Annotated in this window: 10 protein-coding genes; 8 read left to right on the forward strand and 2 right to left on the reverse strand. The window is 66.9% G+C overall.

Annotated features, from left to right (window positions below):
- The first annotated feature begins 27 nt into the window (after positions 1–27).
- From ABLE94_RS00645 to ABLE94_RS00670, 6 genes are all read left to right on the forward strand, one after another.
- Positions 28–1,464 (forward strand): hypothetical protein, encoded by a 1,437-nt coding sequence (locus ABLE94_RS00645; RefSeq protein ID WP_348807744.1) that lies wholly within the window; start codon positions 28–30, stop codon positions 1,462–1,464.
- Positions 1,461–2,915: a glycosyltransferase family 2 protein gene (locus tag ABLE94_RS00650; protein ID WP_348807745.1), complete on the forward strand. Its 1,455-nt coding sequence runs from the start codon at positions 1,461–1,463 to the stop codon at positions 2,913–2,915. Before ABLE94_RS00645 ends, ABLE94_RS00650 begins: the two co-directional genes overlap by 4 nt.
- Positions 2,908–4,911, forward strand: coding sequence for a cytochrome c-type biogenesis protein (locus ABLE94_RS00655; protein WP_348807746.1), 2,004 nt, complete (start codon positions 2,908–2,910; stop codon positions 4,909–4,911). The genes ABLE94_RS00650 and ABLE94_RS00655 overlap by 8 nt, the downstream gene beginning before the upstream one ends.
- Positions 4,908–6,632 carry an ArnT family glycosyltransferase gene (locus tag ABLE94_RS00660; RefSeq protein WP_348807747.1) on the forward strand — a complete coding sequence of 575 codons (1,725 nt, stop codon included), beginning with the start codon at positions 4,908–4,910 and terminating at the stop codon, positions 6,630–6,632. Before ABLE94_RS00655 ends, ABLE94_RS00660 begins: the two co-directional genes overlap by 4 nt.
- Before the next feature lie 403 nt (positions 6,633–7,035).
- Positions 7,036–7,203 carry a hypothetical protein gene (locus ABLE94_RS00665; RefSeq protein ID WP_348807748.1) on the forward strand — a complete coding sequence of 56 codons (168 nt, stop codon included), beginning with the start codon at positions 7,036–7,038 and terminating at the stop codon, positions 7,201–7,203.
- Positions 7,204–7,413: 210 nt separating this feature from the next.
- Positions 7,414–7,536: a hypothetical protein gene (locus ABLE94_RS00670; RefSeq protein ID WP_348807749.1), complete on the forward strand. Its 123-nt coding sequence runs from the start codon at positions 7,414–7,416 to the stop codon at positions 7,534–7,536.
- 224 nt (positions 7,537–7,760) lie between these two features.
- Here ABLE94_RS00670 and ABLE94_RS00675 read toward each other — a convergent pair whose 3' ends face one another.
- On the reverse strand, positions 7,761–8,441 hold the full coding sequence (locus ABLE94_RS00675) for a chymotrypsin family serine protease (RefSeq protein WP_348807750.1): 681 nt from the start codon (positions 8,439–8,441) through the stop codon (positions 7,761–7,763).
- A gap of 361 nt (positions 8,442–8,802) precedes the next feature.
- On the opposite strand from ABLE94_RS00675, the gene ABLE94_RS00680 reads away from it, so the two are divergent.
- A complete protein-coding gene (locus tag ABLE94_RS00680; protein ID WP_348807751.1) occupies positions 8,803–9,783 on the forward strand; it encodes a phospholipase D family protein in 981 nt (326 codons plus the stop codon).
- A gap of 28 nt (positions 9,784–9,811) precedes the next feature.
- Here the strand turns inward: ABLE94_RS00680 and ABLE94_RS00685 are convergent, their stop codons facing one another.
- Positions 9,812–10,891, reverse strand: coding sequence for a GIY-YIG nuclease family protein (locus ABLE94_RS00685; protein WP_348807752.1), 1,080 nt, complete (start codon positions 10,889–10,891; stop codon positions 9,812–9,814).
- A gap of 209 nt (positions 10,892–11,100) precedes the next feature.
- On the opposite strand from ABLE94_RS00685, the gene ABLE94_RS00690 reads away from it, so the two are divergent.
- Positions 11,101–12,183: a hypothetical protein gene (locus tag ABLE94_RS00690; protein ID WP_348807753.1), complete on the forward strand. Its 1,083-nt coding sequence runs from the start codon at positions 11,101–11,103 to the stop codon at positions 12,181–12,183.
- The last annotated feature ends 172 nt before the right edge of the window (positions 12,184–12,355 follow it).

Raw genomic sequence — 12,355 nt, forward strand, 5'->3', positions numbered from 1 at the left:
CGACCGCCATCACCGGGGTGGCGCTCGGTGGCCCGCCAGCTGACCCGACCGCGCGACATGCGGATGGCGGTGCGCTACCTCACCACCGTGGGTGCCTCGGTGCTGGCATTCACCCCGATTCTCATCACCTACATCGAAGAAGCCGCACTCGGTTCCCCGGCAACGTACCTGCTGTTCGTCCCCTTCTGGGGACTGCTCATCGTCTTCGGTCTCGACCCGCGCTCCCGCGGCCGCGAGATCAACGACTCGGAATTCGACCGCATCCTCGCCGTGGTCATCGGAGCCAGCCTGATCATCGCGGCGACCCTCGCAGTACCCCGACTGCCTGCCGCGGCCGCCTACTGGCACGCCGAAGTGATCCCCCTGCTCATCTGGGTGTTCGCCGCCTCCATCGTCATCTTCGGTATCCGACGAGTGGCACGCGACTACGTGGCCTGGTTCTACCTGCTGGCGTGCTTCCCACCCAACATCCTGCTCGTGGCGCAGGTGCTCGGCGGCACGACCGTCGTGGTCGGCACGGTCACGGTCGTACTCGGCGCGATCGCCACCGGCCTGGCGTTCCGGCATTCCCGGGTGGCCGTCCCGGCTGCGATCGCCTACGCGGTGGCCGGTCTCGCCCTGGTGGTGGTCCTGCGTGAGCATTCCGCGCTGGCCTACACCGTCCCCGCTGCCGTCCTGACCAGCATCGTGATCGCCGTTCGGCTCCGGGTGGGTCCCGATCAGGCGACGGTGTCGCTGCCCCGGCAATCGATCGCAACCATCGCCGTCGGTTGGGTTGCCGCACTGCTCGTGCTCACCTTCGCACCCCGCCCCTTGCCGATCATCTCCCCGGCGGATCTCCCCGTGGCGCACACCACCTGGATCGCCGACATTGCCGAACAGCCCGCGACCACGGTGTCCACGCCGAGCACCTACGCCTGGGGGCCCCGCGTCATGGGCGACGACGGATCCGTGCAACGCTACCGAATCACCGTGCACGACAGTGCATCCGAACCTCAAGTGGCCTTCCTCGACGTCTTCACCAGCCGAGATCTGGGCCGGTTCACCGACTTCCGTCGCGGCGTGTGGTACGCCGTGGCACCGCCGGCCGTCTGGACCGCCTACCAGGCCACCGCCGACGCCCACATCACCATCCTCGGCGAGATGCGCGCCTCCACCGAGACGGTCCGCACCCCCGACGACTCCCTCTGGACCGCACGCCAGTGGGCCTGGAAGATACCGTCCGACACCGGTATCCGCTTCCAGGTGATCTACCTGCTGGCCTCCTTGGACACCCGCCGACCCGACGCGGTGACCGCACCCCAACCGCCGAGCTACCGCAGTGCCGTGCTGGACCCGATCACCTGGCTCATCACCGACCGATCGACCCCCGACGACACCGACCTCGCCACCGCCGACCCCGTCGAAGAATCCCTCACCGCCCTCGCCTGGCATCTGGTGCGCACCGGGGAGGTGCAGCAATGAGCACCGACTCCCCGGCGCCCACCAACGCGGCGCCCACCAACCTGGCGCCGCTGGCCGATCACCTCACCGCGCGTACACCCCTGAGCCGCATCCAACGCGTCCTGTCGCTGGTTCTCGCCGCGATCCTCATCGTCGGGTTCGTCCTGTCCTGGCATCTGACCCTGACCATCCTGGCCGCCACCTGCGCGGTGTACTTCTTCGCCTCCAGCCTCGACAAGATGGTGCTGGTGTCCCGGGGCATGACCGGCCGCGGCATCATCCGCATCTCCGACGACGAGGCCCGCGCCATCCCCGACGCCGACCTCCCCGTCTACACCGTGCTCCTGCCGGTCTACGGCGAACCCGAGATCGTCACCAACCTTGTCGCCGGTGTCGGACAGATCGATTATCCGGCAGACAAACTCGACATCCTGCTGGTCCTCGAGGCTGATGACCGCGAGACCATCGACGCGGTCTTCGCCGTCGACATCGACGGTGTCATCCCGGTGCTGGTGCCGGCCGGTGAACCACGCACCAAACCCAAGGCCTGCAATCACGCGATGAACCTGCCGATCGAACGCAGCGACATCGTCACCATCTACGACGCCGAGGACATCCCCGACCCCCTTCAGTTGCGCAAAGCGGCAGCGGTCTTCGCGGCCAGCGGCCCCGAGGTGGTGTCGGTGCAGGCACGATTGGGCTACTACAACGAACGTGACAACCTGCTGACCCGATGGTTCTCCCTCGAATACGACCAGTGGTTCTCCTACATGCTGCCCGCCCTGAGCGCGTCGAAATGCGTGATCCCGCTAGGCGGGACGTCGAATCACTTTCGTACCCAAGCACTCCGCGAGGTCGGCGGCTGGGACGCGTTCAACGTCACCGAGGACGCCGACCTCGGGTTGCGGCTGGCCCGGCACGGCTACCGCACCGTCGTTCTGGATTCCCTCACCGAGGAGGAGGCCAACGCCGACGTCGTCAACTGGGTGCGTCAACGCTCCCGCTGGTACAAGGGCTACCTGCAGACCTTCCTGGTGCACGCCCGCCAACCGGTCAGCCTGGTCCGGCAATTGGGTATCGTGCCCACCCTGCGCGTCGCGAACCTCACCGCCGGAATGCCGTTCGCCAACACCATCAACCTCGCCTTCTGGCTCTCGCTCATCGTCTGGTACTCCGGGCGCCCGGACTTTCTGCAGGGCCTGTTCCCCGGACCCATCTACTACCTGTGTCTGGTGATGTTCACCGTCGGCAACCTCGCCTCGATCATGCTCGGCGTGGTCTCCGCCCGCACCCGCCACAAGCCGTACCTCCTCGTCGCCGCACTGCTGGTTCCCGGCTACTGGTTCCTGCAGTCGATGGCCGCACTCAAGAGCGTCGCCCAACTCATCTACAAACCCTCGTACTGGGAGAAGACCGTCCATGGGTTGTCACCGCAGAAATCGCCGCCCCCAACCGAATCCGACGATGACTGACCACCACCGACCGCCCCGCCGGTCGCTGCTCACCGTCCTGCTGGCCGCGCTGGTGCTGGCGATCAGCGCCGCACCGGCCACCGCCGCACCCGGTGACCCGGTGCAAACGACCCTGGGGTGGCGGCAACTCGGTCTCGGCACCTCCGTGGAGATCACCGCCGCCAACGCCCCGCAGACCATCGGCATCCCGGTACCCGACGGCACCCGACCCACCACCCTCACCGGTGTGGTGGCCTCGGCGGTCAACGTCACCGACGCCTTCCTGCAGGTCACCCGCTTCGACGGCACCATCCTCGGGACCGTCGCGGTTCCCGCGTTCGGACCCGAGCAACGCAGCATCGGGTTCTCGGTGCCGATCACCGGCGTCCCGGTCGTCAATGGGCACACCGAACTGCGTGTGACACTGCGTAATCCGGGTATCGACGCCCTCTGTGGACCCGAACCCGACGTGAACCTGGCCAACCTGGCCGTCGCCTACACCGGCACCGAGATCGCGTCGGCCACCATCGAGCAGTTCTTCGCGCCGGTGCTGAACACCATCACCCTCTACGTGCCGGCGAACCCGAGTCCGGTGGTCGCGCAGACCGTGGTCAGCCTGGTGGCCGCCCTCACCGACCACTACCGACCGCAACGCGTCGCGGTCACCGTCGCCGACCGCCCCACCTCGGGTGACCCACCCGCCCGCGGCCCCCTGGACCGGGCCGTGGTGATCGACGACACCGACACCGCGGGCAGCATCGGTCTGCGCAACGCCGGGCAGGCGAGCGCCTATCTGCAGATCAGTGGTGACGCCCAGACGCTACCCATCCAAACCGCGCTGTTCCGTGACGATCTGACCGATCTCGCCCAGACCGACTCCGTCGCCGTCACCGGCCTCGGCCGGCGGGAGATCCAGGGTTCCGACATCATCACCTTCGGCCAGTTCTCCGACCGCCTCTCCGCCGAGGTCCTCGGCACCACCACCCTCGTCCCCGGATTCGATCCGACCCAACTGGCCCTCGGCCGACCCGGCCAGGTGCGGATTCACCTGCGCGCCACCTACACCCCGGTCCGCGACGCCGAACGCGCCACCATGCTCGCCGTCAGCGGTGGCCAGGTCCTGCACACCGCCACCCTCGATCAAAGTGGTTCCCTCGACACCGAATTCGTCATCCCCGCCCCACAGGTCGCCGCCAACGCACCGCTGGAACTGCGGCTGTCCTACGAGCCGGCCCCGGCCGCCTGCACCCCACGCACCGTGCCGTTGACCTTCCAGATCGACCCGTCATCGACGGCGCAGGCCGAGGCCACCCCCGTCGAGATGGGTGGCTTCTCCTCGGTGTCGCTGGGCTGGCAACCCAGCGTGCAGGTCGCCTTCGACGAGGGAAACACGTCCCAATTGGGTATCGCCGCAGCACTTCTCGCCTCCGTGCAACGCACCTCCGCGACGCCGATCACCCCGATCGTGGTGCCCCTCGATCAGGCGATCACCAGTGGCAGCGGAGCGCTCATCGTCGCCGACGCGGCCGCCGCGCACCCCCTCGACCCGCCGATCGACGTCACCGACACCACCACGACCGTCGGGCTGCCGCAAGAGGTTCGGCTGCAGATCCCCGATGGGCTGGGCACCATCCAGGCGTTCGGCCAGAACTCGCGGACCGTGCTGCTGGTGAGCACCTCCGGGGCGTGGGCGTTGGTGGACCCGCTGATGGGCTACCTCGACGCCTCCGACGGTGAACTCGGCGACCTGCGCGGTGATGTCCTCGTCGCCGGCCGCGACCGTCAGGCGCAACTGCTCACCGTCCGCGCCGACGGCCCGGTCACCCTCGTGTCCGACGTCGGCACCGCGTGGGTGCTGTGGGTCGCCATCTCCGCGATCCTGCTCGCCGTGATCGGTGCCGGTGCCGTCGTCCTGACCGTCCTCCGACGACGACGCGGCCGCCAAGTACCCCCGGCTTCCGGGGTGCCACCCGCCGAGGAGTCTGCGGCCGAACCGGATTCACCGACCGCGCCGTGACCGCCACAGTCGTCCCGGTGGCCGGGCCGGCACCGGACATCGTCGATCGCCCCACCACCGCACCCCGCGCGCGGGCCGACCGCGAACGGTGGTGGGGGATGGCCCTGTTCGCAGCAGCGGCGATCGGCTACCTCGGTGTGGGCGTGTACCTGTACCTGGTGGCCGGCTACATCAACCCCGACGCCAGCAGCCGCGTCGGCAACGCCGCCTTCACCATCCTGAGTCGCGACCCGCACCTCGGGGCGATCGGCTTCGTGTGGAATCCGTTGCCCAGCCTCGTCGAGATCCCCCTCGTGGAGGCCTTCGAACATTGGCCGGCGACTCGGTGGCCGCAGTTGCGGCACGTCGGATTCGAGGGCGCCATCATGAGTGCGCTGTTCATGGCGGGCGGGGTGTGGCAGGTCCGCCGGATCGCCCTGGACTATCGGGCCGGACGGGCGCTGCGGTGGGCGGCGGTCCTCGCGTTCGCCGTCAACCCGATGATCCTGCTCTACGGCGGCATGGGGATGAGTGAGGCCCCGTTCCTGTTCTTCCTGCTGTGGGCGTGCCGTCGCATGCTGTGCTGGGTGCGTCGTCGTGGGGTCGGTGACCTCGTGTGTGCCGGTGCCGCACTGGGATTCGGGTATCTCACCCGGTATGAGGCGATCGTGGCGGCCGTCGCGGTCACCGTCGGGGTGTTCTGGGTGTCGACGCTGCATCACCGCTCGAGCGCGACGCACCGGTGGCAGAGCTACTGCGCCGGGGCCGCGTTCGGTGTGCACGACGCGGTGATCGTCGGCCTGCCGACGGCGTTCGCCTTCGCATTGTGGGCGGGCGTGGGGTGGATTCTCGACGGAAATGCATTCTCGCAGTTCTCCTCTCAGTACGGCAACGCTGCGCAGGTGGCGGTCGCGGGTATCGCGTCGGCGGACGAGGTGGGCACCACCCCGCTCGCCAGGTCCGTGGCCGCCGGGCTGCTCGGCATGCAACCCCTGCTGTTGGTGGTGGCCGTCGTCGTCACCTGGACGGCGATCCGCACCCGCACCGTCGACGCGGCCGTCGTGCTCGCGGTCTTCGGGTCGGTGCTCGTGTTCCAGATCGCCGCGGTGCTCGTCGGGTCGACGTTCGGGTGGTTCCGGTTCTACCTGACCGTGATCCCGCTGGTGGTGATCGCGGTGCTGGTGGCCGGTGGGGTGGGCCGTCACCACTCGGCGACGGGCTGGCCGCGCGTCTCGGCGGTCCTGATGGTCCTGGTGCTGGTGACCAGCATCCCGGTGACCGCGCAGACGATGCTGTCGCCGGGGATTGCGAAGGAGGAGTATGGCCTCCGATCGGCGTTCTGGCCGCAGCGGTATCCGCCGGACACGTACTGGTTCTATTGGTTCGGTGACGTCTCCCGCAACGTCGCGCGGTGGCTCGACGATCAGCACCTGCCCGACGGTTCGGTGCTGGTGGACACCTTCGGGTTGGCGCGGATCTGGCTGTACTCCGACCGTCCCCAACAGTTCGTCATCCGCAGCGACTTCGACTTCTTCCCCAAACTCAACAACCCGGCCACCCGCGGTGTGCAGTACATCCTGTCGCAACGACCCACCGGTCTCGGTGCCCTCGACGCGATCAACGTCCGCTACCCCGGCATGTGGGACGACGGTGCGCAGATCGCGACGGCGGCGATGACGGTCGTCGGCCCCGACGGGCGACCTCAGTTGCGGATCTACCGCGTCGCAGGTGTATCCCCGTGACTTCTACCCGCCTCCGCTGGTCGAGTGACGCGTGCGAGCGAAGCCGCTGCGGTGAGCTCCGTCGAAACGAGCGCGTGGTCGTATCGAGACAACCCCTGACAAGTGACGCAATTCTGTCCAACTTGCATACAACCGGCGATCTCCCGCTAGTATGGGTTCCGCAAGTCCCTGCGACGACCCCCGACTGTCGCAGGGACTTGCGCTATCTCTGGCCTCTCCCCACGAGCGATGGCCACCACTCTCCGATGCCTCTACGCAGTGCGCACCGCATGCACTGGCCGTCCCACACGCGCAGGCGTAGCGTCGGGACAGGTCCAGCCCGGCGCCCACCGCGGTCCGACCTGCCTGGCCGGCCCCGGTGACCGAACATCCTCCGATCGGAAACGTCCACAGAGGAGTCCCGATGAGTCAGCCCGTTCCCGTCCCACCACCTCCGCCGACGCCGCAACCGGCGCCCGAGCCCATTCCCGAGCCGCCGTCGGAGCCGCCGATCCCGACACCGGCGCCGCAGCCGGACCCGCAGCCTGCGCCGCCGGCACCGGACCCGGCGCCGCGGCCGACGGTCATCTGAGCGCCGTCAGGGGGCGCCGGATCTCCGCCATTGCGACGAGCGCGTCCACCCCGTCGACGCGGGTAGTCCTACCGCGCGGTAGGTAGTCGTCCACGAGAAACTCGCGTAGTGCGACCGCCTAACAATCCCGCGGCAGGGGCGCGATGGTGATGGGGTCAGAAGTCACCGGTCAGACGGTGACACCCACCCACGGTTCCCCAAGGCGCTCCCATGGACACCTTTGTCGACATTCTCGTGATCCTCGGCATCATCGCCGCCGTCTCGATGGTGAGTACACCCTCGGGTGACTTCTCTTCGCGCGCGATCTGCGCGTCGCGACGGAGCTACCTCTGATGTGCCGCGGAGTGTCGGGTACTCGGCAACCGCGAATGGTGCCGAGGCATGCTCACGGATGTGCGCGGCAGCAGCGAATCTGTGACAGTCCACGGCTGCGTCGTCAACGGCAGCGGCGTCGGGATGCGGAACCGGAAGCGGAATGACCCTCGTCGGAGGGAGAATCCGCGCAACTCGCGTTCACCGACAACAACTTTCGGTGTGGAGAGCGGCCTCGAGGTCAGCTACGCCTGCGGTGTGAACGCTCCGCGGAGCACTCCGCGTTTGCGGGCATCGGCGACCGCGGCGTCGACGCGGGTCATGATGCTGCTCGAGGCGAAGGGTACCGCCGCGGGGCGTGACACGATCCCGATGACGGTGTGCGGGGTGGTGTAGACGGGCCCGCCGGAGTCGCCGAAGATCGACCAGGCGAAGGCGTCGAACTCGACGGGAGTGATACGTCCGATGACGCCGCAGCGTTCGCCGGGGAAGAGGACGCCCTGGCCGTATTTGCAGGCGATCTCGCCGGTGCGTGGAATCCCGATGCGGGTGGCGACGATCGGTGAGCCCGGCACGGGTCCGATGCGGACGCCGGGGCGCAGGCGGATCAGGGCGTAGTCGAGGACGTTGGTGACGAAGACACCCTCGCCGGGGAAGGTTCCGCGGGCGATCACGGTGCCCAGGTCGGTGGAACGGTCGGCGGTCTTCACGTTGGATCCGAGTCGGGCGCAGTGGCCGGCGGTCAGTGCCAAGCGGGTTCCGGTGCTGTCGTGTCCGGCGGCGGTGAGGACGCAGTGTCCCCACTGACCTGGTTGGGGGCTGACGGCGATGACCAGTCCGGCGCCGACCGACGGGGCCGGCGGTGAGGTGGCCGACGCGACTCCCGGATGCGTGAGCGCGACCAGCCCGGCCGCCAGGAACGTCACGATGGCCGTGACGGTTTGTCGGCGGGGATGTCGCGTGAGGTGCATTGGGTCGGCTTCCGAGCGTCGGGATCGGACGGAGGACATGGTATTGGTCGGCCGCCGGGAAGGCTTCGGTCGACACCGAATCGTTGTCCGCGACCCCCGTGCCGGGCGTAGAAATGCCCGGAAAGCTATTGCGGATCAACAGGTGCCGATCACACCGATGTGCCTCCGAAATGGCCGCTGCTGTGGGCTTTCGCCCGATGGATATCGCGACGTCTGCGGCATCTGCCGAACGGAGGACCGGTCCGGGCCTTTCGCGATCAATGAACTGATATTCGTGCGCGAGCCACGATCGGCGCGACCCTGGCAGTGTGGGCACATGGTCACCGAATTCATTGGTCCCTTTCCCTGGGAGACGATTAGTAGGAAGCTCTACGGTCGGCGTCCGCGCCTCGGTGCGATTGCGTTCGTCGGGCGTGATGGTCCCGATCTCCTCCGGCACTTCAGGCATGGCGACGTCCTGGTGGTCAATGCCAGCAAGGAAGCCGTCGCCTCGCACGCGACCTCTCCCGATGCGCTCGCGGAATTGATCGCGAAGGGTATTGAGGTGAAGTCATCGCCCACGCTGCACGCCAAAGTGCTCGTCGGAGAGGGCATCGCCATCGTCGGATCGGCCAATGCATCCCGGAATTCCACCGAATCCCTGGAAGCGGTGATCGTGACGGATGACAAGGCTGCCATCGTGAGAGCTCGAGATTTCGTCGCCGGTATCGCCGCGGACGCGAATCCGATCGACGACGACCTTCTCACCGAACTCCGACGGGTGTGGGAGGAAAATCGCCGCGCTCCCGTCCCTGGGGTGACGGGCCGGTCCGCCGAGGCCGGTTTGCTACTCCGTTGGCCGGTACCGGTGCTGTTGTGTCCAGTCGAGGATGACGACCTCACCGACGACGAGCGCGAGGCGATGACCGCCGACGTCGAGCAGACCCCGCAGTTCCCGCTCTTTGGTTACCAACTGGGTGACGATCAGGACGGCTACGACCAAGCAACAGTGCTGCTGCGCTATGACCCCACGACAAAGTGGATCTACGAGCCGGTCGTGGTCTTCGGTTCGGTTGCGCCGATACCTGGACGCGACGACGGCGCGTATCAGCTCGTCAGGCACAAGCGACGGCAACAAGGTCGGTCGGCCACCCGCTTGATCACACGGCTCGGCGGCGCCCTTGGCACACAATTGCAGTCAGCTGTGGCTGATGCTGTCGATGGCGACGTCGAACTCCCTAGAGAGCTGGCTGTGGAATTGCTACAGGGCATTTGGCAACTCGATATCGACGAGCAGGTGGGCGAGCGGCGCGATTGACGTCGGTTGCTCGACTCCGTCGAATCGGTCAGCGCGCATCCTGTGCAGCACGGTCCACACTTCGGCCACCGATCCGCGTGAGCGCGGCCTCGGCAAGCAACGCTTTGTGGGCGTCACGGTAGCGGCCCGACAATCGGCCCTTGCGCATACGGTCGAGGGCGAATCGTCCCGCAGCGCTAACGATGTCGGGGGATCTGTCGATGGCGTCGATGAAGGCACGCACCGAGCCGAAGGTGAGGACTTCCTCGTTGGCGCCGCCGGAGCGGTGCACAATGCCGCGCATGCGGGCGCCGACCTTCTTCAGCTTGTGAGCGGTGAATCGTGCTGGGAGGAACTGATAGTCGGTGCCCACCGAGACGGACATACCCTCGGGGCCGTCGTTGATCCACAGCATCTCCAGCATGCCCATGTTCAGGGTGACCACGCGTGCGTACCCATTGTCGAGTCGGGTGTTCGGCAGACACGACACACCCCAGTACTCGCGCGGGGTGAGAAAGGGCAGGGGAGTGCACGCCCGCAGGTACAGCGCCACGGCATCGATGATCTCGTCGGCGTCATCTCGGGCGAGCAACCGCGTGAACCGCGGTGCCGAGCGGACGTTCTCCGACGGTGAGATCGGCTGGAGCGTATGGGCAGATGCCAGATTGACCTTCGTCGGGTCGGCACACCACGCCACCTGGTCATCGACTGGGACCAGATCATCAAACGGAGAGTCGCCGTAGATACTCGAGGAGTGCTCGCAGTTGTACACGACGAATCCGTCGCGGATCGCGTCGTGGATCAGCTCGCGTTCGATGTCGCGGAGTTCGGTTCGGTCGGCCGGATGCGGGCGATACCAAAACGTTTGGATGTTGGCGTCGGAGTAGTTCTTCACATGCGCGCGCAACCGAGTGACGACAGAACGCTCGGAGATTCCGACGTAGATCTCGTGACGGACGCCCTCCCAGAGGTACAGGCCAGTCGGAGCCGATTCGTGGTCTCGAGCAAGTGCACGTAGCCGGCCGTCGGTCATCGGGATCGGGGAGCCGAAACGGTTCCTCTTCGCCCACGATGCCGCCTCGTGGCTGGGGCGCCAGTGCTCGACAAGGTGATTGGGAAGTGGTGGCATTGATCCTCTCGATACTGAGTACGCCGGATATGGGCTTCCCGGAGCGTTCTCCGCAGCGAAGGAATTCGCCACTGCGGGCGGGTCGTCCGATCGGATGAAATCGAGAAGGATGCGCCTATCGATACGGAGCCGACCCGGCCGCGGACCAAATGTGTCGGTGCTCGTCGTTAGTGTGCGCGTCAGAAACGACGAGTCGGGAGGTTCGAGATATGACACGACGATGGTGGGTTGCGGTGGTGGCCCTGGTGGGCATCGCGGTGGCCGGATGCGGTTCCGACAACGACGCCGAACAGTCGTCCCCGGCGACGGAGACGACGACGACAACGACGACAGCATCAGAATCGGCGACAGCCCCGTGCCCGCCTCGGCCGGCCGTGCTCTCCGGTGGGGTGTTTCCGACCCAGCCGAGTACATACGGGACCTATGCGCATGTTGACGCCGGAGATGTGTCGACGAATTACCAGGAGTGCGGGGAGGGGCTGGCGTACGCGGTGGTCGACGGCGCCAATGGTGATCGCGATTCCGAGGCCGGCACCGGGGCATCCCTGTTCACTGCGCTGGTCATCTTTGTCGACGGCGCGGTATCTGCGGTGCGGCCGTATGAGTTTCGTGGTGTGAGTATCGACTCCGCATCCGCCGATACCATCATCGCCACAGTCGACACACGTGAACGCGGCATCGATCCGCCGGCGCCGGTTCGTGTCGAGTTCACTCTCGACGGAACCGCCGTGACATCGAGCCCCGACATCGGCACAGTGGGAGGCTCCCGTCTGTCCTTGGATCTGACCGCACCCGCTGCCGCGGCGTCGTCGACGACGCCGACATCCGAAGGTTCGACAATCGCAGGTCCACAAGGGGATTCGGGCACGTATCGGTTGGTTCCCGCGTCGACCTACGCCGTGGCCGGCAAGCCGTGGCAGTACAGCTTTGCCCTGCCGTCAAAGCAGGTTGCGTGCTTCGTCGGTTCGACGTCGCTGCTGTGTGAGACCGAGTTCAGCGTCTCGGTGGCCGACGGAATGGGGTGCGGTGTCTATTCCGAGTACGAAACCACAAACGCGCACATCTTCGGGTGGTCCAACTTCCAGAATCCCCCGTGCTCGTCACTGGTCCAGGGTGTATACCGCGACGGCGGAACCACTCTCGACGACGGCACCGCGGTGAGCATGCAGCCGGCCACCGGGCTGACCATCACCTGCTACTCACGATCGGCGGGCCTGGCATGCGAAAACCGCGAGGGGGACGGATTCACGCTCACGCCCGGATCGTTTCAGCGGTACCGGGTGGGTGGCTGAACGAGGGACGGCGACGCCGGTTACCGGTGCGACCGCTCACCGACCCATGTCCGCGCGAATCTGCCGCTCCTTGTTCTTGAGCATAGGGGCGCCTTCGTTGGACATCTGGGTCATGCTGCGCGCGCGTTGCGTTCGAGGTTGTTGAGGAGTTCCTCGAAGTTCTTTCGCACGG

This window comes from Gordonia sp. VNK1, from assembly GCF_040049135.1.
Classification (GTDB): Bacteria; Actinomycetota; Actinomycetes; order Mycobacteriales; family Mycobacteriaceae; genus Gordonia; species Gordonia oleivorans.